The following is a 25,934-nucleotide window of genomic DNA, read 5'->3' as shown; positions in this document are numbered from 1 at the left end:
AAGGGAAGACTGTTCTCTAAAAATATCTCGCATTACTCTTGTTCTTTAAGACCCAAACTCTAGCCCCACTCCCACCACGAATCACCAAGGACTTTTGATGAAGCCAGCATGCTGCAATAGGTATTATTCTACGCCTTCCGTTCTATGATCTTCTCATGGTACGGATTCATGATCTGGGGAAGGTCTGTTCTTCACTGCATTTGCGAATTGCCTTAATGCTCAATTAACCACTTACCAAAACTCGGGACTCTAAAGGTATTGCCAGCTAGACACACTCAGAGTGTTCGTCGTTACTGAACTCTCTACTCTATATATGTACGGACATTACTTCATGAAAAAGCGAAAGAAATCGAAGAGAACTGATCTTTTCGGTGTCCGAGCAATGAATGAGAAAGATATCGGGCGAAGTCGGGCTCAGATCATCGCAGAATGTCTATAATTCAATTTGGTGAGTCATTCGATATTTTGCTAGAATATGACCGTAAATTGATTCTTCTTTTAATATCATCGATTATTTTGGCTTTGGAGCATTCGGAACAAGACTTTTTTGCGGAACTGATTTGTGAAGGATTTTCTGTTTTGCAATTAGGTACGTACATATAAATGTTTTCCGATCAGCATTCGTCTAAGCCTTGACTCTCGAATCCAACTCATACTAAATACTCATTCACGGAAGATATATCTTAATTATTTTGAGGTCTGACAGATTGAAACAATCCACTCTTTTGGAGGGTGATATGACAAGCTAAAGAGTGAACACCTGATTGCGATCTGTTCTTTTTCGACTATCAAACGTTTACCTTTATTGGGAGGTGAAACAAATGAGAAAGTTTATGTTTTTGGTACTTACGCTAGTTGTCGCTGTTAGTTTCTCTTTTGGTGTAACCATTACGATGATGACACCGCTTACCGGAGCTGACGGAGCGTACATGGACGAGATTGTTGCTAAATTCAATGCAGAACATCCGGATATTGAAGTTGTCCATGTTGTGGTAGAGTCTTCTCTTGATATGAAGAACAAGCTCTCGATGGGTATTGCATCCAAGACGGCCCCCGAGATCATGTTCATCAGGAAATTCGACATGCCTCTCTACCTGGAACACTTTAAGGGCTTCACAACGGAAGAATGGCTGAAAGAGTATGGAATTGACACTGACGACATCTTCCCCGGTGTTCTCGACGGACTTGTAGTTGATGGTAAAGTTGTCGGTATTCCAATGGACATATGGCTATTCTACATGGCCTACAACAGAGGAAACTTCGCAGAGGTCGGTCTCGATCCCGATAACCCGCCGAAAACAAGAGATGAGTTCATTTCCGCAATGGAAGCTCTGATACCCATTACACCTCCAGGTCTTACCCCATACTATGAAAACCCTGCCTGGACATGGATCTGGTTCCATCTTCTCTGGCAGCATGGCGGCGAAGTGTTGACAGACGACTTCAAGGAACCGGCATTCGAAAAGGCCGGAATAGAAGTCTGCAAATTGATGCTCGAGATGCAGGACAAGGGTATTCTTCCCATGCAGGTTGCCGACCCTGGCGTGTCCTTCCAGTCTGGGGAGAGCACTGTGTTAATAACCGGTATCTGGACCATTAAACCCTGGATGGAACAACTGGGTGAGGATTTCGGTTATGCGGTAGCTCCTCAGTTAGGCAACACTAAGGCCGTATTTGGAGGATCCCACGTGCTCGCGATGCCAACCGTCATGGTTGAAGATCCAAAGGTACTGGGAGCGGCAACGACATTCATCAAGTATCTTTGGGACCACGCCATTGACTGGTATGAAGCGGGCCAGACTCCTGCAAGAAAATCAGTCGCCGAAAGTCAGGAACTGAAGGAAAGACTTCCTCACATCTACGCAGTATCTCAGGATTCCGAATACGTAAGACAGTTCCAGATGTTCCCACTGATATCGGAAATCGAGGCCGAGATCGCAGTCTACCTTGAGGAAGTATTAGTGCTTCACTCGATATCTCCGGAAGCAGGTATGAAAGAAGCTGCATTTGCCGTACAGGAAATCCTTGACGACTACTGGTCAAGAAACTAATCGCAGATAAGTAATCGCTTTGTTGGTGAAGGGAGGAGGAGTAATTGACACAATCACATTCTAAATCACCTAAACGATTCCGAAGGGAGTTAGGATCGTGGTTGTTCCTTCTCCCTCACCTGTTCTTCTTCGCTCTATTTGTTGTAGTTCCGCTGGTTTTTGGTCTCATAATTAGCTTTTTCAACTGGAGCCTTCTCAAAGATAACGTCTTTATCGGTTTTGACAATTACATTCGAACGTGGAACGATTCGAGATTTTGGCCCACTGTTCAGCATACGGTGATCTTCGCGATAATCAGCGTTCCGCTCACGATAATCGTGGCAATCTTATTTGCCCACATACTCAAGAAAAAGAGATTCGGTCAACTCTGGCTCCTCATAGCGTTTGTGTCGCCGGCTTTCTTTGGATCGGTAGGAATTCTCAGTTCCTGGAAGTGGATATTTGCCTCATTCCCTTCGGGTCTGGCCAATTTCTATTTGAATAAGGCTGGGTTCATTGAAAACGCAGTTTCATGGTTCGGAAGTACTTCCGTCGCGTGGGGCGTGATTATTCTGGTTACCGTCTGGTGGATTGTGGGATTCAGCATTTTGCTCTATCTAGGGGCTCTTCAAAGAATCCCGCCGGAGCAGTACGAATCTGCCAAACTCGATGGTGCCGGTCCCTGGAAGAGGTTCATCTACATTACATTGCCGTGGATCAGGAGCGTGCTTTTCTTTGACGTGGTTCGCCAGGCAATACTGGCATTTGGACTGTTCGACCAGGCCTATATTTTGTCAGTCGGAGGCCCCGCAGGAACGACCCGTACACTGGTCTATTACCTTTACCTTGTGGGATTTGAAAGACAGGATTTCGGAAGGGCCGCAGCGATTTCCTGGTATATATTTGCGATCGTACTGATATTTGCGGTGATTCAGCTCGTTCTGGTCACCAAATCGATACGATCGACGGAGGGGTGAGAAGATGACTTCTACGGTTGCAAAAAACAAGAAGAAACTGAGCAAACGGGTGACTGCACTGATTATTACTGTTCTTCTCTGGGTCTTTGCAGCTTTCTGGTTTGCGCCAATTTTCTGGATGTTGTCAACTTCAATGAAGTCAACGACGCTTGCTGTAATTGAGACTCCCCCTCAGTGGATACCCAAAAACCCTACAACTGAGAACTATCAGATTATCTTCGCGCCCTCTGGGGGCCTTTCACTGATCAAAGCAACTCTCAACAGCGTGATTGTTGCGGTGAGCTCCACTCTTGCAACGCTGGTTCTGTCAATCCCGGCCGCTTATGCTCTATCTCGATTGAGATTTAGAGGACGAATGTTCATCTTCTGGATTTATGTCGCTGTCCTGGCCTTCCCCGCCGTTCTCTTTCTAATACCTCATTTCTTCATAATAAACGGTATGGGTTTATCTAATTCCTACCTTTCCCTGATCTTGCCTGGCCTTGGGGGAACATTCGGGGTATTTCTCTTAAGGCAGTACATGCTAGACATACCCAAAGAGCTGGAGGATGCTGCATGGATAGATGGGTGTTCTAAGTTCAGGTTTCTGATAAGCATCGTGATTCCGTACATTAAGCCCGCGATGCTCGTTCTTTCCCTGATGACGTTTCTTGGTTCCTGGAACAGCTTCCTATGGCCGCTGTTGATCTTGAGCAAGTCGGATAAATTCACCTTGCCTATAGCACTGATAAGATTCAGCGCGGGGTGGGGAGATCCTTATAGAGGAATAGGACCAATGATGGCGGGAGCTTTCTTCTCTGTCGCCCCATCTTTGATAATTTTCATCGCATTCCACAGATACTTGATGAAAGGAATCTCCCTGGGATCTCTTGGAAAGGAGTAGATACCATGTCTAGAATACTGAAGTCTTTTCGGAGAATTGGAGAAGAAGAGTCAGCAATGACCCCAAGGCCCTGTCTGCTAATAATCTTGGGCTTGCTAATATGCAGTCTATCTTTTGGAAGTAGTGTTTTGCCTATCGATATCGATGTAAGCACTTTCGAAGAAAGGATAGAGTCCGACAGAAAAGTACAGGTTGAGATAGAAATCGTAGATAGAGATGGAGAAGCGTTGGAGAACATTTCGGTGTCCGCCAAACAACTTTCACATGAGTTCTACTTCGGAAATGCTCCGGAATATCTGCTTTACGTATACGCCCAGACCAGTTATAACCGCGGAAGGAGATTCGGGATCAGGCCTCTGCCTGAGGAAGATCTCCAGGAGTATAAACGTTTGTATCTTGAGCTCTTCAACTTTGCCACTCTTCCCTCCTTCTACTGGGCAGACTATGAGTCCACTGAAGGAAGAATCCGATTGGCCGAAGCCTCGAAGAAAATCGCCCAATGGCTGGGTGAAAACGAAGTACCGGTTAAGGGTCACACACTTGTTTGGGGAAATCCGCCGAGCGTAGGCGTCCCCGCATGGATAGAAATAAAAGGAAGGCTCGGTCAATGGGCCGAAGTCCGCGAATACCTCTTTTCGAGAGTTATTAGGGAAGTCGAAGAGTTCAAGGATCTCATTCAGTACTGGGATGTCGTTAATGAGCCTATTGTTCAACCCTGGTTCGACTCGATAGGTTCGGACTATATTGCAGAGTCGTTTAGAATCGTTAAGGAAACCGATCCCGACGCCATTACAGTTCTAAATGAATACGGGGTGTTGGTTAATGAACGGACCAGGCGAGCCTTCATTTCGAGAGCCCGGCAACTCATAAATGAAGGAACTCCAATAGATGTGATTGGGGCCGAAGCGCATATCTTCACTGCTCAGGACCTGCTTGGTCAGCTTCAATCCTTGGAAAGCATATATCTTGCGATTGACGAGCTGGCTCAGCTGGGAAAACCTATTCATATATCGGAGTTTCAGATTCCTCTCCCCGCCGTGATAGATGCTTTCAACGTCTCAATAAGTGAGGCCGAGGAGATACAGGCCGAGATCGCCAAAATATTCTATAAAGTCTTCTTCAGCCATCCAGCAGTGGAGGTAATAACGTACTGGAATTTCTACAGGGCATGGCAGTCAGGCAGCGGATTTCTGCGCGATGATCTCTCGATAAAACCGATGTATGATGAGTTGAAGAGGCTTATTCATGAAGAATGGAAAACAGCTGCCCATCTCGAGACGGATATTTCGGGCACAGTGGCTTTCAACGGTTTTGCTGGCAAGTACGAAGTCTCGGTAGAAAGCGGGGCGATGTCAGAGAAATTCATTATCGAAGTGAAGAAAAACGAGAAGAATGAATTCACCCTTATTCTCGGGCAATGAATGGAGTGATCTAAATGAAAACAGCCACCATTTTATTAACCTTTGTTCTCATGATGGCTCTTGTTCCGGTAACTCTCGTTGCGAATACAGATCATGTGCTGACAATAGACCCCAGCAATCTTGGTCCCGAAATAAGTCCCTTCCTCTACGGTATATTCTTTGAAGACATAAACCATGCAGTAGATGGCGGCCTGTACGCAGAATTGGTAAGAAATAGATCTTTCGAACACAAAGATCCTCTCGAAGGCTGGTTTGCAGTCTTTGAAACAGGTTGTCAGGCCACCTTCTCAATAGACTCGGACCTACCGCTGAATGAGAACAATCTGCATTACCTGAGTTTTGATATTGCATCGGAAAACAAATCCGTATCGCTCTCCAATAACGGTTACGACGGCATCCCTTTGAAGAAAGGGAAACGTTACGAGTTTTCCGCATTCATTCGAGGTAATTCGGAATACAGCGGTGAGATCGCTGTGCTACTCACGGATGCGAAGGGCAATAAAATCGTTGAGGCAAGCCTCGGCTCGGCTTTTGGCGCTGAGTGGGAAAAGTATTCGGTCGAATTCGAAATCCCCGAAGACTACGGCAATAGCAGGCTTCTACTAACATTGAAAGGGGCCGGCGAGGTCTGCCTGGACATGATTTCGCTTTTCCCTGAAGAGAACTGGAACGGCATGAGGGTAGATCTCCTCAATATGCTTGAAGAGCTTAGACCTGGTTTCGTAAGGTTTCCGGGCGGCTGCCTCGTTGAAGGTGACAGCCTGGAGAACGCCTATAGATGGAAGGATACAATTGGACCGGTAGAAGAGAGAAAAGCAAATTACAACCTCTGGGGCTATCACCAGTCATATGGAATCGGATTCTCCGAATATCTTCTTCTGTCGGAACGCCTAGAAGCTGAGCCCATACCGATCTTCAACTCGGGCATGTCCTGTCAGGTTCGAGGAGCCGAGTACTGTCCGATAGATGAGATGGAGGAATGGATTACTAATGTTCTTGACTTCATAGAGTTTGCAAATGGTCCGCAGACTTCATTCTGGGGCTCGAAGCGTGTCGAGCTTGGTCATCCAGAACCGTTCGATGTCAAGTACATAGGCATTGGAAACGAGAACTGGGGAACGGAGTATTACGATCGCTTCCCGTTGTTCAGAGAAGCTGTCAAAGCGAAATATCCTGAAATCATCATTGTGTTCAGCGGCCCGCCTTCATATGAAGGAGCTTCATTCAACCGGGCATGGAGATGGGCAAGAGAAAACGATGTCGAAATTCTTGACGAACATATGTACGCTGTTCCGGAATGGATGTTAAGAAACACCGAAAGATACGACAAGTACGACAGAACTGGTCCAAAGGTCATGCTCGGAGAATACGCAGCTCACGCGGCTGGGACAAGAAACTCCCTTCAAGCAGCAATGGCGGAAGCGGCCTTGATGACAGGCATTGAACGCAATTCAGACATAGTAATAATGGCGGCTTACGCGCCTCTATTCAACAGGCCGGGCTGGTCGCAGTGGACGCCGGACCTGATCTGGTTCGACAACACAAGAGTATATGGAACCCCAAGCTATCATGTTCAGAAACTCTTCAATGAGAATCTCGGAGATGTGGTCATACCTTCTGAACTTACTGACGAGAATCTCGAGGTTATCGGTTACTGGTTTAAGTCCCTGTACCACGTCTGCGTCTATGATCGTGAAACGGAGAACTTGATCATAAAGATTGTGAATCCATGGCCCGAAGAGAAAGAAGTCAGAGTCGAAATTGGCGAGGAATTGAAGATCAAGGAGCAGGCAGAAGTGATTCTGATGACTTCCGACAGCGTCTTCGATGAGAACACTTTCCAGAACCCTGAAAAGGTCCTGCCAAAGAAATATGTTCTATCGGGTCTATCAAACGAGTTTACTTTTACCTTTGCAGAAAATTCCATAACTATACTGAGATTGAAAGCAGTTGGCTTATAGAGTGATCATCTAATTACCAGGGAGGGAATGAAGTGCAGACATCTGTAAAAATCTGGCCTAGGAAGATCGGAAAAATTGACAATATGATTTACGGTCACTTCACAGAACATCTAGGAAGATGCATTTACGACGGTATCTATAACGAGAAATCTCCAAAATCAGATTCGAGGGGTTTCAGAAGGGACGTCATGGACGCCGTGAAGAACATAAAGTGCCCAATCTTAAGATGGCCTGGCGGAAACTTTGTGTCTGCCTACCACTGGCAAGACGGTATAGGCCCTCTCGAAAAGCGCCCGCAACTTCTCAATTACATCTGGGGAGGTGTGGAGTCAAACAAATTTGGGACTGATGAATTTATAGAGTATTGTCGCGAAATAAATACCGAACCATATCTGGCCGTTAGTCTCGGAACGGCGACTCTTGACGAAGCAATTGCCTGGCTTGAATACTGCAACCTCGACACCCCGACGAAATATGCTCAAATGAGAAAAGAAAATGGTCATCCGGAGCCCTACGGCGTTAAGTACTGGGGAATCGGGAACGAAGTATACGGACCCTGGCAGGTAGGCCATTGCAGTGCGGCCGAGTACGCAGAAAAACTCCGCCAGTACACTCAGTTCATGAAGGGTGTGGATCCGTCGATAAAGGTAATCGCAGTTGGAGCCGATAACCCCGGCTGGGACATGACTGTGTTGAAACATGCGGGACATCTGATAGATTACATCTCTATCCACCAGTATCACGGCTGCGATGACTACTTCGGTACCGTCGCATCTGTCTACTACTGTGAACAGAGACTCAAACTCCTGGAGGGGCTGATAAAACACCTGCGTTTGGATCATGTCAAGATCTCCTTTGATGAATGGAATATCTGGTACAAAATCAGCGCGGAAAGGGAAGGCGCAGAGAAGAGAATTGTGCTTCTGGAGGAACCCTACGCTTTGAAAGACGGTCTCTTTGCGGCAGGAATCTTCGCTGTTATGCATCGTATGGCAAATACAGTTCAAATGGCTAATCTTGCGCAAATGGTGAATGCTCTCGGCATGATAAAGACAAAAGGCGACGAAATGGTATTGACTCCTATCTATCATGCATTTGATCTATTTGTGAATCACACCGGAAGAACTGTCCTGGACATGGCGATTGGCTCAGAAACTTACGAAATAAACTCCAAGACATTCGTCGAGGGCCGAAACAGCTTCAAGCTCAGCGATGTTCCCTATGTTGATGGATCGGCCACCTATAACGAAGATAAGAATATTTTGAGCGTTGCCCTTATCAACTACTATCAGAAGGATGTAGAAGTCAGTCTCGATCTTTCGGGAATTGAGGTCCAGAAGAGGGCAGTACAGCATATATTGACGGGGTCTGCTCCCGATGAAATGAATGACTTTGACAATCCAGAACGAATAAAACTTTGGAGCAAAGAGCTTACCTCCTGCTCTCCGAAAATGACCGTGAAGCTGGATTCGATGTCGGCCAGTGTAATCGAGTTTTCCCTGGACGGAAAGCTCTAACTCTTTGAAGAAGGATTGCCTCTAGCATAAGTTCCGGTAATGAGAGCTTTCTAGACCTGAGGAGAAAGTGTTCCCGAGTCTTGAAGAGAAAGAGTCATCATTTGAAAACAGGACGGGACTCAGCATCGAAAATCAAGCTGGTCTTAAGTCTAGCAGGAACTGGTTTGTGGCCCGTAAATCTATCATGTTGCCGGTGTCCACGCGAGCAAAATCTTTGCCGTCTTGCGAGCATCCAAATGCCCCGAAGGCGTGGGGCTCGACTCAGGCAAGTCCGGACTGGATGAGGTAAAATCGTGGTTAAGGCATAAAATCGACGAAATCTAGAAGGTGATGTGTATGTACTTAATCGGATGTGATATTGGCACCCAGGGAACAAAGAGTGTGATGGTAAATGAAAAAGGAGAGGTACTAGTAGAAGCTCAAAGAGAGTATGACGTCATTAAGCCCGGTTCAAACTGGGCTGAGCAGTGGCCCGATGTTTGGGTTAAGGCGGCTTTCGAAACCATAAAAGAAGTGTCTGAGAAGTCGGGAGTGCCGAAGAAGGAAATAGCCGCACTGGCCGTAAGCGGACTTTATGGAGGGTCGGGAGTCCCTGTTGACAGTGGAATGAAGCCTCTGCACCCTTGCCTCATCTGGATGGACAGAAGAGCGACGTCGCAGACCGCCTGGGTGAAGGAAAACATATCAAAGGATAAGATCTTTTCGATTACGGGAAACTATGTCGATTCCTATTATGGATTCACAAAAATAATGTGGCTCAGAGACAACAGGCCGGATATCTGGAAAAAGATATATCAATTCGTGACACCGAAGGACTACATGGTTTATCAGCTTACAGGTGAGAACGCAATTGATTACTCCTCGGCAGGAAACATTGGCGGCGTATTCGACATAAGAAAGCTGACCTGGTCGAAGGAGATGTGTGAGGCCCTGGGAATTCCCATTGAATACCTTCCCGAGAGAATCGTCAAGTCGAGCGATGTCGTCGGCAGAGTAACTGCCGAAAGCTCAAAGCTGTGCGGCCTTCTCGAAGGTACTCCGGTAGTCTCAGGGGGGATAGATGCCCCGGTTGCTCAGCTTTCGGCGGGAGCTCTTGAAGAAGGCGAACACGTTGCAATGGTTGGAACTTCTACCTGCTGGGGTACCGTACACGACGGCAAGGATCTGCCATTTGGTTTGGTGAGCTTCCCATACGTGGTGAACGATACTGAAAGAATCTACTCTTTTGGAGGCTCGGCAACTACCGGGGCTCTTGCCAAGTGGTTCAAGGAAGAGTTTGCCGACAGTGAAGAGTCCGTTGGTCAAAGGACAGGCAAATCTCCGTATCAGCTCCTCGACATGGAAGTTGAAAAGATTCCTGCAGGAAGTGACGGAATCGTAGTGCTTCCTTATTTCATGGGTGAAAGGTCGCCCATCTGGGATCCCTTTGCGAAGGGTGTATTCTTTGGAGTTACGCTAGTTCACACAAGAGCCCACATGTACAAGGCACTCATGGAAGGTGCTGCATACGCATTGAGGCACAACATGGAAAACGGAATCAAGGCTGGATTGAAACTTGACGATGAGTGCTGGATAGTTGGCGGAGTGGCCAAATCTACTGCATGGAACAGAATTTTCGCAGATATAACCGGTTACAAAATGAGACAGGTATCCAGTCTAGTTGAAGCGCCCTTTGGCGATGCCTTCCTTGCGGGGCTAGGTGTTGGATTGATAGACAGACCGGAAAGAATAAAAGAGTGGGTGAAATTCCGAGATCCGATAAGTCCAAATTCCGAAAACCAGAGGGTTTATGAGAAACAGTACTTGATTTTCCGCGAGCTCTATGAAAAAACGAAGGAAATAATGTGGAAGATGCACTAGGTACGGGCAGGGTGTTAGGCCAGGAAGGCAGGATGCTTAACTGAGAATCCCTTGAGATGACGCATCGCCGGGTGGAGCATTAACGGCAGGCCCCAGATTCTATCGTGACTTTTGCCCGAATACTAATTGTCTGCGTCAGCGGACTAGTCAAGGCACTCATGTTTTCCCGGGGATTTCCTGAGAGTGGTTCAGTCGTGAAGGGTATGTAATCCTATCGATTTCAACCACTCCTCGATTCGTCTTAGCTCACGAAGAGGGGACTTAAGATCAAGGGCTCCAGGAAATGATTCACACTAATGGCCCGAGATATTGAATCAAGAACTGACCGTCATCGTGAGGCATCCACAATGTAATAGGAGAAATTTGGGCGGCGAGGAATCACTTCTGGCAGGGATGAGCCGGTAAAACGGGACTTTATGTTCTCCGGGATCAGACTCTCTGTTTTGTGGACTGGCAGCGCTGAGAGAAAAAGATAGTCAAGGATGAGAGGCTCACAGAGATCCTGCTCATTCAACGGCTCACCTATAACCCATAAGATCGGCAAAGAGAGGAAGTATGAGCGATAAATCATTCCTAGATTGCAACCTGGAGCCTTTAGCCGACATCAAAACTTTCTGGATGAGTGGTTGTATTTCAAAAAGGAGGACTGATTACTATTACTAGAGACCTTGAAGTATGGTTTATAACAGGAAGTCAGGAACTGTATGGAAAGGAGGTTCTGAAAAAGGTTGAAGAGAATTCGAAGAAACTGGTCGATGCACTCAACGATGCGATTTCATCTCCTATAAAGATTGCCTGGAAACCAGTGTTAAAGGATGCAAATCAGATAAAGAAAGTAATTGATGAAGCTAATTCTAGCAAAATCTGCGTAGGTTTGATAGCCTGGATGCACACGTTTTCACCCGCAAAGATGTGGATTGCCGGACTTAAATCACTTGAAAAGCCTTTCCTCCACTTCCATACTCAGTTCGAGCAGAAGATACCCTGGAATACCATCGATATGGACTACATGAACACTAACCAGTCCGCCCACGGAGGAAGGGAGTTTGGATTCATCTCGACAAGGCTTGAACTCAAGCGCAAGGTCATCGCGGGACACTGGAGCGATTCTAAGGTCATATCAAAGATGGAAGACTGGATTAGGGCGGCGCTCGGCTGGAATGAAGCTCATACACTAAAGGTTGCAAGGCTTGGCGACAATATGAGAGATGTCGCGGTCACTGAGGGAAACAAGGTCGATGCTCAGATTGACTTTGGTTATGAAGTTCACGGCTTCGCAGTTGGTGACTACATTGAGGGGTATTTCAAACAAGTTAAGAGAAGCGAAGCTGAGGAGCTCGTGAATAGGTACCAGGAGGAATACCCTATCAAGAAATCAACAGTCTCTGAAGAAGTCTTTCAGGCATCTATATGGGAAGCCGCAAGAATAGAAATCGCACTCCGAAGATTTTTGGAAGAGGGCGGCTTCAAAGCATTCACAACCACTTTTCAGGACCTCCACGGAATGAGACAGCTTCCGGGAATCGCAGTGCAGAGACTCATGAGAGATGGCTACGGATTCGGGGGCGAAGGTGACTGGAAGTCCGCGGCCCTTGTTAGAATCATGAAGGTGATGGCTGAAGGCATCGATGTTGGAACCTCCTTCATCGAAGACTACATTTATCACTTCGAACCGGGAAACATAAAAGAACTTGGATCTCACATGCTAGAAGTCTGTGAATCCATAGCGGACGGTACACCTTCTCTCGAAGTGCATCCCCTTTCGATTGGAGGGAAAGAACCTCCCGCGAGACTGGTGTTCAATGCGAAGGAAGGGCCTGCCGTCCAGGCCTGTATAGTCGAGTTTGGAGACAGGTTCAGGATGATAGTCAATGAACTTGAAGTAGTGAAGCAGGACGAAGATATGCCGAAGCTTCCTGTTGCAAGGGCGTTATGGGTTCCAAAGCCGGATCTGGCAACGGCGGCGACTGCGTGGATACTCGCCGGCGGGGCTCACCATTCAAGTATGAGCTACACTGTTACTGTGGAACAGCTTGAAGATCTTAGTGATATGTTTGGAATTGAGATGGTAGTAATTGACGATAAAACGGATATCAAAGAGTTCAAAAAGGAGCTTAGATATAACGAGCTATACTACAAGCTGAAGAAGCTGTAGTTTGCAGGTTCAAATCGCTGGAAGTGTACGCTAATCTCTTGGTAGGGGGAAGTCTATGCTGCGTGAACTGAAGGAGGAAGTCTACAGAGCGAATGTTGCGCTCATTGAATCTGGACTGGTAAAACTCACGTGGGGAAACGCAAGCGGAATCTCCAGAAAGGAGCGTCTCGTAGTTATTAAGCCAAGCGGGGTAGACTACTCCGATCTTTCCCCAGACAATATGGTTGTTGTCGACCTTGAAGGAAGAGTAGTCGAAGGTGAACTGAGGCCTTCTTCCGACACTCCAACTCATGTCCTTCTTTACAGATGCTTTGGCAAAATCGGCGGTGTAGTCCATACCCACTCAACCTGGGCAACTTCGTGGGCACAGGCAGGAAAAAGCATTCCCTGCTTCGGAACGACTCATGCCGATCACTTCTACAATGAAGTACCCTGTACGAGATTGCTGAACGCCGAAGAGACAGAAACCGATTACGAGTCGAACACAGGCAGGATAATCGAAGAAGCTTTTTCCGAGAGAGATTACCTCGGAACCCCAGGCGTCCTAGTCGCCGGTCATGCGCCCTTCACATGGGGAAAGGATGTGCTGGACGCAGTCAAGAACGGCATAATTCTTGAAGAGATAGCTAAGATGGCATGCCTTTCACTGCTTATAAACGCGGAAACAGGCATCCTTCCAAAACACATAATGGACAAACACTATTTCCGAAAGCATGGGAAAGAGGCGTACTATGGACAGACTCCGAAAAACAAGTGAATAGAAAACCATTAGGAACGCTGTCAATGATATCTCTTGTGAGTTTGTTTTATTGACTATCTTTTTGGAAGAGGTTTTCTGGATGTAACATTAAGCTCATACACCGTCCTTTTCATTTTGAGCGGCTGGCACTCTCCACCCTTTTGCAAAGCCGTGGACTCTATCAAGAATTAGATGAAGATAATAGCCGACAGAGCCCGCAACACCGAGAAACAGCACTTCTGTGTAGTTCATCTCGCCCCCAAGCAGTTCTGATCTTAGAAGCACCGTTGTTACGATGATCAGGCCGTAGAGGAGTCCTCCCCACACTGAGTGGAAGAAGCCCCTGTGACTCAGAAGATTTATCGCTTTTGAGACGACCACGCCCAATGCAATGGCAAGGGAAAAGGAAATTGCAACTGCAAGAGACATAGAATTAAGCCAGGATAGAACAAAAGGCTGAATCTCTGGCGAAATCACCGAGGAGTAAAAGACGCAGGCAAAGAGACCCGCGATAAGCACTTCAAAGATTCTCTTTATCAAGGCGCTTTTTGAGTCAATATCAGGTACGTCGCTTCCCAAGACGAACAAGAGATATCCGTAGCCTATCAGCCTGCTGTCTTGAAGAGGGCAGACATGCAAGAGTTCGATTGCAGTCAATGAGAGAAAGATGAAGACAGGATAAGTCGCTATTCCCCAGTAAACGTGCGTTCTAAAGTCCGGCATCGGCATCACTGCCAAATTTGGTTCCCTGGCTCGAGACATCAACATAGAGAAGCACGTCTTTCAAAGATATGCTCATGCCGCACTCCACTTCCTCCGGAACGGATTCACTTACATCCAGCGGATAGAGGGCAGTGCGGTCGCACAGAGAAAGGTTTACTCTCGAAAACCGCCTGTAGATTGCAGTTATTTCTTCTTCTTCAACATTCAGACCAACTGTTGCCGTTATTCCAGACATGAAGAGGTATTCAAGCTCGTCGGGTTCGATCTTCATTGACTCAGAGCTGAGTGTCCCCTCAACCGGCAAACAGAAGAGAATCAATTCTCTCGAAAGATTTAGAAAGGGCGTTCCTTCAAGTCTTTCATACATTCTATATTTGTCGATTGTTTTTTCGTCTGCAAGTAAGACCTGTCCGGAGTATTCGATAAGATCCCCGGCCTTCAATCTCCGGATGTTCTTTATTGATATCGGATAAAACATCTTCAAAGTCTGTCTTGCCAAGATACACCACCCTATTTGTCAAGCGGAAAATCTCTGTGAATAAATTCCAGCATCTTGTCAACCGTCTCAGATATGAATTTCGAGTAGAACTTGTAGAATTCCTCGAGCCTATCGTATACCAACTTGGATTCAACCAGATCGATTTCGAAGACGGTTGAAACCGGTCTCGCAATTTTCATGTTAGGAGTAACGCTGGCGTTCCTCAGAACAACGCACTTCTTCGTGACTTCGATCCTGAATAGCCTAGAAAGTTCCAAGATTATTGAACGGTCGATGCTCTCGTTTATTTTGGGGGGGCCGAAAGCAATCTTCAAGATATTCTGAAAGGGGAATATCAGGACCTCACCGTTATCGAACTCTATCCATCTTCGATAGTTCTCTCTGCATATAGAAAGGAGGGCATCGTCAATCATTTCGGGTAATCTGAAGTAGTCCTTTCCACGGAGTGAATCCTTCAGTATCTCTTTGCGAAGAAGTCTTTCATTGCCAAAATAGGCGAGGAAGTACAACTTCAACGGACTCTGAAAGATCGCCCTGTGGAATACCAGCTCAGTTCCCTCTTCAAAAACATCGGAGAAGTCATCATCGATAGGTTCTTCCTCTTCATTTGAGAATCTGTACAAGGCACTGGTCGTCTCGAAAGGAGACGAATTGGAAAGTCCCACGAAGCCTCTTCCCTCACTGTCAACGAAAACCGAAAGAACCGGTGCATTCCCCTTCGAGGCCTGAACTACAAGCGTCATGAAATGGCCGAAAGCATTGTCAAGTCTATCAGACCGCTCAACAACCAGTTTCGCGTAAGATGAAAAATCACCTTCAACGCTCTCGTAAACCGCTTTGAGCTTATCTCTAAAGCTTTCTGGACCAGCATAGTATGTCATTTAAGGAACACCACCGACGATCGTCCGTAGATTGATTTTGCCTCTTGGACGAACTCTGGATTATGACTCTTCGGAAGAACAAACAACGCTCTTCTCGAAATCGTAGGAAGATCGGTAAATCCATCCGTGAAAAGCAGAAGTCCTTCCGGTCTGAGTTTTTCCTGAGCGTAGTCAACAGCAGGCTGAAGATCGGTCTCCCCTCTACCCATTAATTTGAGATCTCTCCACATACCTTTTCCATACTTCATGACACTCTGAACAGTCTCGTCTACCTGCACCAGCCAGACCCGGGAGTCTGTGACTCTAGTGACCTCATCTATCTCACTGAAGAAGGCGTTGAACTCCTCTTCTATTATGCTCCCGCTAGTATCGACTACGACAACGAGTTTTGCTGCGTAATCGTTTTTCCAGCCTGGCTGGTCATCATATCTTCTGTTAGGTCTCATAGGAGTTCGGTATCTGCCTACCTGCATCGATGAACCGAAGAACCGCCTGATCATGTTCCTCCAGTCAAGGATCGGGTTATCAAGAACTAGTTTCATTACCGCCTCAAGACCCTCCGGCATTCCGTCCTTCGCCTTTTCCATAGTTTCTGAGATCACCTGTTTAAGCAGATCCTCAACGAACTCTTTCGGAAGTTCAAACCTTCCAAAGTCTTCATGTGAATCGGGCCTGGACATGTTTGAGTTTAAAAGCTCAAGATCAATGGTCTTATTCTTCTTCATGAAGTCAAGACCCCAGTCGTGGTAGAACTCTGCCGTCATTCCCGGATATTGCATAGGAGGTCCAACGAAAAACCTCTCATTATCTGTTCCACAACCCTCCTGGAGAAGAGAATCCATAGGAAGGCTGAAAGCGTCGAGTTCGCGTATGAACTGATTTACGGCAGCATCCATAGATATATCCCAGAGCATCTTTTCTCTGGATTTGTTGACAGGTATCAGAATGTGTCCATTCACTATATGAAGACACTCGTGCTTCAAGAGTGCCTTCGAAAACGTAAGTGGTTTGTTTCGAAGTGTATCCGGATTGTACAGAAGTTGAAATCTTCCCCTAGAGCTCACCCTCAATTTCATCGTTCTGACCGAAGGCGAGGGAATTCTGTCGATGAAGAGAAGCAGGAAATTGTAGAAGGGGCTGTCCTTGCCTAGTTCGAAAACAGCCTTTTCCATCAACTCCTCATTTCTCATCCTTTTCGCTCCTCTGCAAGAATTTCAGAACATCATGGTCCATTGCCAACTCCTCAAGAAGATTCTCGTAGAAGGCTCGTTTCAATCCCTTTTCCCCCTCTACCTGGTGAACGATGTGTCTTATTACGGAGAAGAACGAATCTTTAGGGATGACTCTGCCTATCTTGAGAAGGTTTTCCGAGATTACAGGTACATTCTGAAAGTATTCCTGAACCTGTAAATCATCTATTTCAGAAAGATGCTTTGTGATACGGAGAATCGAGGCGCTGGTCCCTGAGATATCACCTTCTGCAAGTCTCGAAAGGATGTTCTCATCCAATTCGAGAAGCAGAGTTCGAGGAGAAGGAAGAAGCTCGCTTCCCTGAATCTTACTCATGAAAGTTCTGGCAGCTTCCGGTCCTACTATACCTGCTGCGATTACGTAGCCAAACTTTTCGATCTCCTTGCTTGAAAGACCTGCGTACACTCTCCCCAATTTGTACCAGCTACGGGGACTCGGTCTCAATTCCAGCCGCATCGAGACAACCGTGTCTCTTGAAAGAAACTCCGGATACTCACCTATGAAGTTGGTAACAGTCTCCGGCATCTTCTGGAGTTCCGCCCATTTAAGCCATTCTTCGGGATCGGGAGTCAGCTCTATATGGAAGAACCTTGACATGAAGGCCGGATCAGTTATCAGTTCGACCTGGTCATATTCCTCATCAGGCGGATTAGCCGCTGCCATTATCCAGCATCCTTCAGGCAAAAAGTGGTTGTGTATTCTTCTATCAATTAGAAGTTGCATAATTGCATTTCTGATAGATCTATGAGCCCTGTTTATCTCATCTATCATGAGTATCACATTGCCCTCAGTCGGCCACCAATCGGGCCTTAAGAACAAAGTCCGTTCCCCGTCCCTCGACGGCATGCCGATAAGATCACCCGGCTCCATTTGAGAAATAACTAAGATGATCAATTCTCTGCCCGTCTCAGCTGCAATCTCTCTGGCAAGATCAGTCTTTCCTACCCCAAAGTGACCCCAAAGAAGCGGTATCTCTCCGGATTCCATGATCTTCTTGCTCAAGTGTTTTACGTCCTGAACCTTCAAGCCTATCCCTCCAAAATCCTCATTCAGACAAAATTATAGCACAGCGACCTGAACGATGCCCAGGTAATGATTGCCCATAGAGCGAGCGGAAAGACCACTCCAAACAGCCAGGTGAATGGGGAGACAACCGGAACATTGAGGAAACCAAGAAAGAGGCCAATATCCTTGGCGAGATAGAGGGTAAGCGGAAGAGTGGAGAATACCGGCAGGAGTGTTGACAGTAAGAAGGAGAGTATTGCACCCGACAAGCTGAGGGCCTTGAAGACGTTTCTTGTATCTTTGGTCCCGAAGCTCTTCTCAAGAAAACCCCCGAGCAATGAAAGAGTGAAAATCGTTGGAATCATTAGAATCAGAAAATTCATCATGAAAGCTCTGTACTGAGAGGCGTTCGAAGAGACATACAGACCAACAATGATAATAACCACCGAGTACAGCGAACTTACAACAAGAGATTTCGACAAAACAGCTTTGAACCTATTGATGGGGAACAGCCACGAACCATCTCCGAGCTGCCTTTCGAAAGCAAACAAAGCGGTTGACGAGACAGTCGCATAGTTGCTGAACAGAAAAACGATCAAACCGAGAAGCTGCAGAACTCCGAAGCTGTTTAGAAGAGCCGGGTTCACTATGACAACCACAGGAACAAATAATGAAGGGTAGAGAAAGGCAAACGTGAGTTTCGGCTCTCTGATCAGCAGAAGGAAATCCTTAATCAGGAGACCTGTGAGAACGCCGTGCCTCCTGAAATTCACCCTCGAATGGACTTCGAAATTTCCAATAGGTCTTGTCATTAGCTTCTGAAGGACTCTAGAATACACAAAGGTTTCGAGCAAACCCAACAATCCGAAAATCATCACGGAAACAACTAAGAATAGCAAGAGATCTCTGACATCACCGGTAATCGCCCTGACAAAGGGCGACCACGGAAGGTAAGCAGATGTTATAACCTCCTGGAGACCCCCGAACTGCTCGGCCACCTGATCGGGTTTTGCCAGATCTATTGAAGAAAAATCCATGAATCGCAGCGTGAATATAAAGACGAAAAGAGTTACCATCGTCATCATGGCAGAAAGAGTCTTGAGAAAACGCCCCTTGGAAAGGAATACGATTCCAAAAGAGATAATTGCAGTTATCGCAAGAGTGTTAAGCACAAATATAAACAACAAGACCAGGGCAATCCAGAATCTCCCACCAGAATAGCCAAGCCCCTTCAAAGCAGCCATGAAGATCGGCGCAAATAGGAGTATAGGTAAGCCTCCCGCCGCGAGAACTTCGAGCAGTTGCACATTCGCAACCGTAGCCTTCTTCAACGGTAAGCTGAACAACATCTCTGCTCTGTCGGAGAAGAAAAGATTCGAGACTACTATTGGAAGATCACTACCCAGAAGTATGGAAAATATTATCGCGGAAAAAAAGGAGACGACTATTAGCCTAAGGTCAATTCCTGTAAGCTCCTTAAGCTGATCGGAAAGACCGGCGACACGTGAGAAGTTCGGAATCAGGAAGCCTCTCAAGTAGAAAGCTATCGGAATCCCTATCATAATAACCAAGACAATCGCAAGGATAGAAGCAATAACTGCCTTCTTTCCATGGCGGGTTAGCATTCGGAAGCCTTCTGTAATTCGCCACTTGGTGATTATAAAGAAATCCCTCATATCAATATTCTGCCACAAAGCAGCTTGTGATTTCCATAACGCATCCCTGAAGAACTTCGGATTTGCTTCCGCGAAGCAGACGAGTTTACAGGTTAAAACGTGGAGAAGTGGAAAGAAGAGTCTAACGCTGGACGCTGAAGGAATGCGTCACAAGTTCCAGGTTGTGAGTTACAAGTATATCATGTTGCCGCTAAGGCGCAAGTGAGTGCTGCGGTCTCAGGACTATTTTAACCGCAATTACTGGAGTAATAGACCAGTTACGGTCAAGATGTAGATTACTTCAGTCATCTGAAAGTAGAGGCAAGAAAAAAAGGGAGAGCGTACTCTCCCTTCAGATTATCCTTATTTATCAGTACTCGGGCATCTGTGGCATCTGTTGCTGAGGCTTTTCTTCTGGCTTTTCAGTCAGGGCCGCTTCGGTCGTTAGAAGGATCGCGGCAATAGAAGCTGCATTCTGAAGAGCGCTTCTAGTAACCTTTGCAGGATCAATGATACCGACCTTGAACATATCTGTATAGACATCATTCAGTGCATCGTAGCCGTATGCATTGTCATCGCTATGAAGTATCTTGTCAACGACCACGGCGCCATCCAAGCCTGCGTTCTGAACGATCTGTCTTATTGGAGTGTCCAGAGCCTTGAGGACTACCTTGACACCTATCTTGATATCTGGATTCTCTGTGCTGTCAAAGAGTTCCTGAACTGGCTTCTTTGCTCTTGCAAGAACAACTCCGCCTCCGGCAACTATTCCTTCCTCTACTGCAGCTCTCGTAGCTGAGAGAGCATCCTCGATTCTGTGCTTCTTCTCCTTCAGCTCTGTCTCTGTCGCGGCACCAACCTTGATTACTGCCACGCCTCCTGAAAGTTTAGCAAGCCTTTCCTGAAGAGTCTCTTTTTCGTACTCGGAAGTCGTCTGATCGATCTGAGCTTTGATCTGACCTATTCTCTGCTTGATCTTATCAGGATCTCCCTTTCCGTCAACGATTATCGTGTCGTCCTTCTTAACCTTTATAACGCCGGCGCTACCTAGATCGTCAATTGTCGCGTTCTCAAGAGTTAGTCCGACTTCTTCGCTTATCACAGTGCCACCGGTAAGGATAGCAATATCCTGGAGCATGGCCTTTCTCCTGTCACCAAACCCGGGAGCCTTGACGGCCACTGAATCCAGTGTTCCTCTCAGTTTGTTCAGAACCAGAGTGGAAAGAGCTTCACCTTCGATATCCTCGGCAATTATGACAAGCGGCTTGCCTGCCTGTGCAACCTTTTCCAGGATTGGAACGAGCGGTTTCACTGCCGAGACCTTCTTATCGGTTATGAGAATCAATGGCTCTTTAATTATCGCTTCCATCTTTTCTGGATCGGAAACGAAGTAAGGAGAGATGTAGCCTCTGTCGAACTGCATACCCTCAACGAATTCAACGTATGTTTCGAGAGTCTTTGAATCTTCTACCGTTATTACTCCATCTTGACCGACCTTGTCCATAGCTTCGGCGATAAGTTCGCCAATTTCAGTGTCATTGGCAGAGATAGCCGCGACTGAAGCGATGTCTTCTCTTGAAGAAATCTTCTTGGAGAGAGATCTTATGTGTGAAACTGCCGTCTCGGTCGCTTTCTGGATCCCCTTCTTCATGAGAATAGGGTTAGCTCCGGCCGTAACGTTCTTAAGGCCTTCCTTGATCATTGCCTGGGCAAGAACAGTAGCTGTGGTGGTTCCGTCTCCGGCAATGTCATTAGTCTTAGACGCTACTTCTTTAACAAGCTGAGCTCCAAGATTATCGAATTTATCTTCCAGATCGATTTCCTTTGCAATCGACACACCGTCATTGGTTATCGTTGGAGAGCCCCAGCTCTTCTCCAGAACTACGTTTCTCCCTTTTGGACCAAGCGTAATCCTAACAGCATCTGCTACAGCATCTACGCCTCTTTCAAGTGATCTTCGTGCTTCTTCGCTGTATTTCAGAATCTTAGCCATACTGATTCCTCCTTCAATCCTCGATCTTTGCCAGGATATCATCTTGATCGATGATTATGTAGTCATCTTCATCGATCTTGATCTCCGTGCCTGAATACTTAGAATAGAGGACCTTATCGTTTTCCTTAAGGTCAATATCCTCGACTTTCTCACCAACCGCGATTACCTTCGCAGTCATCTGCTTCTCTTTCGCAGCGTCCGGAAGAACGATACCACCTGATGTTTTCTTTTCGTCCTCATAAGGCTTAATCAGTAACCTTGTACCAAGGGGAACTACTTTCATAAAAAGCCTCCTTTCGAATTTTATGTTTAGCACTCAAAGTGACCGTCTGCTAATAAATGATAAAACAACATTGTGATTTCTTCAAGCACTCTCTGTGTTAAATGATCGTAAATATGAAAGATAAAGGGTATTCGAAGGCAATTATTTCGTCCGATCTTCCGATTTTTCCGTTTATCTTCGTGGCATCTCTCTTTTTCTCATTTTTCTATCCTTCATCAAATCACTATGCCGTCTCTAGTTTCAGTATATTAGTAGAGTTACTGGTTCCAAACGGAATACCTGCGGTGAGAATTATCGTGTCTCCCTTTTTCACTAGCTTAAGCTGTCTGGCAAGAGGACCGGCCACTCTTACGAGATCATCCGTGGAATTGCCGAGGCCCATCAAAACTGGCCGGGCTCCCCAAACTAGGTTTAGTCTGTAGTAAGTGTCCTCATTGGGAGTGACCGCAAGTATGTAGGCTCTCGGCCGGAAACCGGAGACGTTTCTTGCAGTATGCCCGGAGAAAGTCGAACTGACAATAACCTTGACCTTCAGCTCTTCGCTTATGTCCCACGCAGCCCTGCAGATGGCGTCTGTATGATCATCTGTTGAGACTTTCTCTCTCGTCCATCTCAGCAGTCCGGGATTCTGTTTCAAATATCTTTCGGTCGATCTAGCAGTGAGGTCCATGACCGATACGGCTTCAAGAGGGTACTTTCCAATCGAAGTCTCTCCAGAAAGCATTATCGCATCCGTTCCGTCTACGATTGCGTTTGTTATGTCGGTTGCCTCGGCTCTTGTAGGCACGGGATTCTCTATCATAGATTCCAGCATCTGAGTTGCCGTTATAACTGGAATTCGCTTCTGGTTTCCGTATCTTATAATTTTCTTCTGAGCAACCGGGACTTCCTCAACGGGAATCTCAACTCCAAGATCGCCCCTCGCGACCATAAGTCCATCGGAGACCTCGGCAATCTCTTCGATATGTTTCAACGCCTGTTCAGTTTCTATCTTCGAGACTATGGGAATAGATCCTCCAGAATCTTCGACAACCCTCCTGGCATGCACGACATCTTCGGGCCTTCTGACAAATGAAAGTGCGAAATAGTCGACTTCTTCCTCAATCCCAAGTCTGATAAACTCCCTATCTTTCTCAGTAATTGCCGGAATGCTAATGTCTATACCCGGGAGGTTAATTCCTCTTCTGTGAGTGACAACTCCTCCACTTAAGATTCTCGTTCTGACTTCAGACTTTGTCACAGATAAGACCTTAAGCTTGATCTTGCCGTCATCCATAAGAATCAGGTCTCCTGGTTTCACCTCATCGGGAAGCTTTTTGTAATTCACGCTAACAATACTCTCACTTCCTCTGAGGTCTTCAGTAGTCAGGAGAAACTCGTTCCCCTTTCGAAGTTCAACCGCAGATCCTTCAAATAAGCCAGTTCTGATTTTCGGGCCCGAAAGATCAAGCAAGATTGTCAGTGGCAAATTCATAAATTTGCGAATCTCCTTCAACTTTCTGATTCTCTCCCTGTGTTCAGTAATGTCGCCGTGAGTCGTATTGAGTCTGGCGACATCCATCCCCCTTTTAAGAAGAGACTTGAGCATTTCAGGGGACTCGGTAGCCGGACCGATTGTGCAAACGATCTTCGTTTTTCTCAAGCTGCTTCACCTCGTCATGAGAGAATTTTCGCCATTTCCACCAGTTCCATGTCAAGTTCCCTTTTGTGCGAGAGTACTTCTTCGAGAGAGACTCCGACTATCTTCCCACCGTGGAGGCTCAACATGATTCCTGACTCTCCTCTTTCAAGCGCCTTGACCGACGCGTATCCCATTCTCGAGGCCAGTACCCTGTCAAAAGCAGTTGGAGATCCACCTCTCTGAATATGACCTAAGATGGTTATTCTCGTCTCGTATCCAATCCTGTGTTCTACATGTCTGGCAACAGTGTAGGCACTCGACGCACCTTCGGCAACAACAATGATGCAGTTGATCTTTCCTCTTTTCCTTTCTTTCCAAATCTTATCGGCTATTGACTCATAATCTACGGGAAGCTCCGGAACGATTATTGCTTCGGCTCCAACGGCCATACCTGAAGCAAGTGCCACATAGCCGGAGTTTCTTCCCATGACCTCTACTACAAAGGCTCTTTCATGCGAAGAAGCAGTGTCTTTGAGCTTCTGAATTGTCTCAACACAGGTATTCAAACACGTATCCACCCCGATGCACATGTCTGTCATAGCAATGTCGTTATCTATTGTTCCCGGAATGCCTACAACTGGAATTCCGTTTTCTTCCATAAGTAGTCTTGCACCGGAAAGACTCCCCTCTCCTCCAATGACAATAAGGGCTTCAATCTGATTATTCCTCAGGATTTCAGCGGCCCTTGCTCTGCCTTCCTCGGTCTTGAACTCTTCGCAACGGGAACTCCTAAGGACCGTTCCACCTTTCTCCATTATTCCACCGACCGAGGAGTAATCCATATCGATGAACTCCTCATCAAGTAGACCAGAGTATCCTCTCCTAATTCCTACAACGGCTATTTCATCTGTCCGGGCAGTTCTTACAGCTGCCCTTATAGCCGCATTCATCCCCGGTGAATCCCCTCCACTGGTGAGGACCCCGACCTTCTTAATCATCATTATCCCTCCTAACGATGACTGCACTTAGCTAACCGACTACATTCTAGCACATTGGGATTCCAAAGTCACCAGTCAGAAATGCGTCTAGAAGTTAACTAATCTAATTACTTGGTGTATAATTTCAGGTGAAACAGGAGGTGATCGAATGAAGGTCCTCAAGTCGGGAATTCCGGAGTTTGAAGCAAAAATGTATCAAGAAATCCTTCTAAAAGAAGGAATCTTTTCGGAACTGGTGGATTCTCATTTCGCATACACCGACAGCATATACTTTGGTTCGGGCGGTTTAGTAGACATTATTATACCCGACGATGATTTCGAAGAAGCCGTTCAGATTTTTGAAGATTTGCAAGAGAGGGGGAGGGAAAAAACGGATGAGTGATCTTAAGAGAACGCCGCTTCACAGCGAGCATGTGAGACTAAAGGGAAAGCTGGTTGATTTTGCTGGTTGGGAGATGCCTTTGCAGTTTGATTCGATAATCAGCGAGCATAATCTCGTCAGGAAGCAAGCCGGCCTCTTCGATGTCTCACACATGGGAGAAATCGAAGTTGTGGGATCGGATGCGATTCGATTTTCGGACTACTTGATAACAAACTCAGTCTCTTCGCTCAAGAACGGAGCCATAGTCTATTCTCCAATGTGCAATGAAAATGGTGGGATAGTCGATGACGTATTGGTCTACAGAATAGGCAACGAAAAGGTGATGTTCGTAGTCAACGCTTCAAACAAAGACAAAGATTTCGAGTGGATCAAGAAAAACAAGGGTTCTTTCGATGTGCAGATCAAAGACGCATCAGATGATTTTGCGCAAATCGCCTTTCAGGGACCTCATGCAGAGGAGATTTTGCGGGAAATATCGCAGGTCAAATTAGCGGACATCCCCTTCTACCATTTTGAATATGGAAGAGTCAATGGGATCGAGGCAATTGTCTCTCGTACTGGGTACACGGGCGAAGATGGGTTCGAGCTGTATGTCGCCCCAAAAGCTGCGATACCACTCTGGAGGAAAATTCTCGAAGCCGGAGCAGAAATTGGAGTGAAGCCGATTGGCTTGGGAGCGCGAGATACCTTGCGATTTGAAGCGGCTTACATGCTTTACGGCAACGAACTCACAGATGAAACGACTCCGCTAGAAGCCGGTCTTAAGTGGACAGTGAAAATGGACAAGGACTTCATTGGAAAGAGCGTTCTGGAGGAACAGATGGAAAATGGCACGGAGTACAGGCTTAAGGGGCTGGAACTTTCAGGAAAGGCCATTGCCAGGCATGGTTACGATGTTTTCGATGGAGAAAGTGAAGTCGGCTGGATAACAAGCGGTATCTTCTCGCCTACACTTGGGAAACCGGTAGCTCTAGCTTACCTGAAGAAAGACTACTGGAAGAGCGGTTCCGAAGTACAGGTAGATGTTAGGGGGAAAAGATCTCCCGCAGTAGTTATTAAGACACCTTTCTATAGAGGTTCTGTGAAATCTAAAAGTTAAG

General features: G+C 46.5%; 21 protein-coding genes. 11 read left to right on the top strand and 10 right to left on the bottom strand.

Features of this window, described 5'->3' with window-relative positions; all coding sequences use genetic code 11:
- The first annotated feature begins 821 nt into the window (after positions 1-821).
- The 9 genes from Y697_RS09855 to Y697_RS09815 all read left to right on the top strand — a co-directional run bounded on the left by Y697_RS09855 (position 822) and on the right by Y697_RS09815 (position 13,561).
- Entirely contained in the window at positions 822-2,051 is a 1,230-nt protein-coding gene (locus Y697_RS09855) for an extracellular solute-binding protein (RefSeq protein ID WP_121551451.1), read from the top strand.
- 44 nt (positions 2,052-2,095) lie between these two features.
- Entirely contained in the window at positions 2,096-3,007 is a 912-nt protein-coding gene (locus Y697_RS09850; protein WP_121551450.1) for a carbohydrate ABC transporter permease, read from the top strand.
- A gap of 4 nt (positions 3,008-3,011) precedes the next feature.
- Positions 3,012-3,890, top strand: coding sequence for a carbohydrate ABC transporter permease (locus Y697_RS09845; protein WP_121551449.1), 879 nt, complete (start codon positions 3,012-3,014; stop codon positions 3,888-3,890).
- Between the two features lie 5 nt (positions 3,891-3,895).
- Complete coding sequence (locus Y697_RS09840) at positions 3,896-5,311, top strand: endo-1,4-beta-xylanase (RefSeq protein ID WP_121551448.1); 1,416 nt, start codon at positions 3,896-3,898, stop codon at positions 5,309-5,311.
- 14 nt (positions 5,312-5,325) lie between these two features.
- On the top strand, positions 5,326-7,272 hold the full coding sequence (locus tag Y697_RS09835; protein WP_121551447.1) for an alpha-L-arabinofuranosidase C-terminal domain-containing protein: 1,947 nt from the start codon (positions 5,326-5,328) through the stop codon (positions 7,270-7,272).
- A 32-nt stretch (positions 7,273-7,304) separates the two neighbouring features.
- Positions 7,305-8,789, top strand: coding sequence for an alpha-N-arabinofuranosidase (locus tag Y697_RS09830; RefSeq protein ID WP_121551446.1), 1,485 nt, complete (start codon positions 7,305-7,307; stop codon positions 8,787-8,789).
- 336 nt (positions 8,790-9,125) lie between these two features.
- Positions 9,126-10,649: an FGGY-family carbohydrate kinase gene (locus Y697_RS09825; RefSeq protein ID WP_121551445.1), complete on the top strand. Its 1,524-nt coding sequence runs from the start codon at positions 9,126-9,128 to the stop codon at positions 10,647-10,649.
- Between the two features lie 622 nt (positions 10,650-11,271).
- Entirely contained in the window at positions 11,272-12,804 is a 1,533-nt protein-coding gene (gene araA, locus Y697_RS09820; protein WP_121551444.1) for an L-arabinose isomerase, read from the top strand.
- Positions 12,805-12,859: 55 nt separating this feature from the next.
- Positions 12,860-13,561, top strand: a complete 702-nt coding sequence (locus Y697_RS09815) for an L-ribulose-5-phosphate 4-epimerase (RefSeq protein ID WP_121551443.1) — start codon at positions 12,860-12,862, stop codon at positions 13,559-13,561.
- A 96-nt stretch (positions 13,562-13,657) separates the two neighbouring features.
- On the opposite strand, the gene Y697_RS09810 is transcribed toward Y697_RS09815, so the two are convergent.
- The 10 genes from Y697_RS09810 to pfkA all read right to left on the bottom strand — a co-directional run bounded on the left by Y697_RS09810 (position 13,658) and on the right by pfkA (position 24,449).
- Complete coding sequence (locus Y697_RS09810; RefSeq protein ID WP_259462476.1) at positions 13,658-14,266, bottom strand: metal-dependent hydrolase; 609 nt, start codon at positions 14,264-14,266, stop codon at positions 13,658-13,660.
- Complete coding sequence (locus tag Y697_RS09805) at positions 14,253-14,765, bottom strand: hypothetical protein (RefSeq protein WP_121551441.1); 513 nt, start codon at positions 14,763-14,765, stop codon at positions 14,253-14,255. Before Y697_RS09805 ends, Y697_RS09810 begins: the two co-directional genes overlap by 14 nt.
- Positions 14,766-14,776: 11 nt before the next feature.
- Positions 14,777-15,646, bottom strand: a complete 870-nt coding sequence (locus Y697_RS09800; protein WP_121551440.1) for a DUF4895 domain-containing protein — start codon at positions 15,644-15,646, stop codon at positions 14,777-14,779.
- Positions 15,643-16,836, bottom strand: a complete 1,194-nt coding sequence (locus Y697_RS09795) for a VWA-like domain-containing protein (RefSeq protein ID WP_121551439.1) — start codon at positions 16,834-16,836, stop codon at positions 15,643-15,645. The genes Y697_RS09800 and Y697_RS09795 overlap by 4 nt, the downstream gene beginning before the upstream one ends.
- On the bottom strand, positions 16,826-17,923 hold the full coding sequence (locus Y697_RS09790) for an AAA family ATPase (RefSeq protein ID WP_121551438.1): 1,098 nt from the start codon (positions 17,921-17,923) through the stop codon (positions 16,826-16,828). Before Y697_RS09790 ends, Y697_RS09795 begins: the two co-directional genes overlap by 11 nt.
- A gap of 23 nt (positions 17,924-17,946) precedes the next feature.
- Positions 17,947-19,578, bottom strand: a complete 1,632-nt coding sequence (locus Y697_RS09785) for a hypothetical protein (RefSeq protein WP_121551437.1) — start codon at positions 19,576-19,578, stop codon at positions 17,947-17,949.
- Positions 19,579-19,927: 349 nt separating this feature from the next.
- Positions 19,928-21,550, bottom strand: a complete 1,623-nt coding sequence (gene groL / locus Y697_RS09780) for a chaperonin GroEL (RefSeq protein WP_121551436.1) — start codon at positions 21,548-21,550, stop codon at positions 19,928-19,930.
- Positions 21,551-21,563: 13 nt separating this feature from the next.
- On the bottom strand, positions 21,564-21,833 hold the full coding sequence (gene groES / locus Y697_RS09775; protein ID WP_121551435.1) for a co-chaperone GroES: 270 nt from the start codon (positions 21,831-21,833) through the stop codon (positions 21,564-21,566).
- Positions 21,834-22,056: 223 nt separating this feature from the next.
- The gene (gene pyk / locus Y697_RS09770; protein ID WP_121551434.1) at positions 22,057-23,475 is read right to left on the bottom strand and encodes a pyruvate kinase; all 1,419 of its coding nucleotides are present in this window, start codon (positions 23,473-23,475) and stop codon (positions 22,057-22,059) included.
- Positions 23,476-23,489: 14 nt separating this feature from the next.
- Entirely contained in the window at positions 23,490-24,449 is a 960-nt protein-coding gene (gene pfkA, locus Y697_RS09765; protein WP_183083780.1) for a 6-phosphofructokinase, read from the bottom strand.
- Positions 24,450-24,600: 151 nt separating this feature from the next.
- Here pfkA and Y697_RS09760 point away from each other — a divergent pair, with 151 nt between their 5' ends.
- Both Y697_RS09760 and gcvT read left to right on the top strand, forming a co-directional pair.
- Positions 24,601-24,834 (top strand): putative signal transducing protein, encoded by a 234-nt coding sequence (locus Y697_RS09760; RefSeq protein ID WP_121551432.1) that lies wholly within the window; start codon positions 24,601-24,603, stop codon positions 24,832-24,834.
- Complete coding sequence (gene gcvT, locus Y697_RS09755) at positions 24,827-25,933, top strand: glycine cleavage system aminomethyltransferase GcvT (protein ID WP_121551431.1); 1,107 nt, start codon at positions 24,827-24,829, stop codon at positions 25,931-25,933. The genes Y697_RS09760 and gcvT overlap by 8 nt, the downstream gene beginning before the upstream one ends.
- The last annotated feature ends 1 nt before the right edge of the window (position 25,934 follow it).

It is taken from the genome of Mesotoga sp. BH458_6_3_2_1 (assembly GCF_003664995.1).
In the GTDB taxonomy this organism is placed as follows: domain Bacteria; phylum Thermotogota; class Thermotogae; order Petrotogales; family Kosmotogaceae; genus Mesotoga.
This window is presented reverse-complemented; position numbering and strand designations above follow the sequence as displayed.

What these genes read in the sequence shown, in the direction of transcription:
- groES (WP_121551435.1), bottom strand. Translation starts at nt 21,833, where the DNA reads ATGAAAGTAGTTCCCCTTGGTACAAGGTTACTGATTAAGCCTTATGAG.
- Y697_RS09825 (WP_121551445.1), top strand. Translation starts at nt 9,126, where the DNA reads ATGTACTTAATCGGATGTGATATTGGCACCCAGGGAACAAAGAGTGTG.
- groL (WP_121551436.1), bottom strand. Translation starts at nt 21,550, where the DNA reads ATGGCTAAGATTCTGAAATACAGCGAAGAAGCACGAAGATCACTTGAA.
- Y697_RS09835 (WP_121551447.1), top strand. Translation starts at nt 5,326, where the DNA reads ATGAAAACAGCCACCATTTTATTAACCTTTGTTCTCATGATGGCTCTT.
- Y697_RS09785 (WP_121551437.1), bottom strand. Translation starts at nt 19,578, where the DNA reads ATGAGGGATTTCTTTATAATCACCAAGTGGCGAATTACAGAAGGCTTC.
- Y697_RS09800 (WP_121551440.1), bottom strand. Translation starts at nt 15,646, where the DNA reads ATGACATACTATGCTGGTCCAGAAAGCTTTAGAGATAAGCTCAAAGCG.
- Y697_RS09840 (WP_121551448.1), top strand. Translation starts at nt 3,896, where the DNA reads ATGTCTAGAATACTGAAGTCTTTTCGGAGAATTGGAGAAGAAGAGTCA.
- Y697_RS09855 (WP_121551451.1), top strand. Translation starts at nt 822, where the DNA reads ATGAGAAAGTTTATGTTTTTGGTACTTACGCTAGTTGTCGCTGTTAGT.
- Y697_RS09845 (WP_121551449.1), top strand. Translation starts at nt 3,012, where the DNA reads ATGACTTCTACGGTTGCAAAAAACAAGAAGAAACTGAGCAAACGGGTG.
- Y697_RS09810 (WP_259462476.1), bottom strand. Translation starts at nt 14,266, where the DNA reads ATGCCGGACTTTAGAACGCACGTTTACTGGGGAATAGCGACTTATCCT.
- Y697_RS09760 (WP_121551432.1), top strand. Translation starts at nt 24,601, where the DNA reads ATGAAGGTCCTCAAGTCGGGAATTCCGGAGTTTGAAGCAAAAATGTAT.
- Y697_RS09795 (WP_121551439.1), bottom strand. Translation starts at nt 16,836, where the DNA reads ATGAGAAATGAGGAGTTGATGGAAAAGGCTGTTTTCGAACTAGGCAAG.
- Y697_RS09815 (WP_121551443.1), top strand. Translation starts at nt 12,860, where the DNA reads ATGCTGCGTGAACTGAAGGAGGAAGTCTACAGAGCGAATGTTGCGCTC.
- gcvT (WP_121551431.1), top strand. Translation starts at nt 24,827, where the DNA reads ATGAGTGATCTTAAGAGAACGCCGCTTCACAGCGAGCATGTGAGACTA.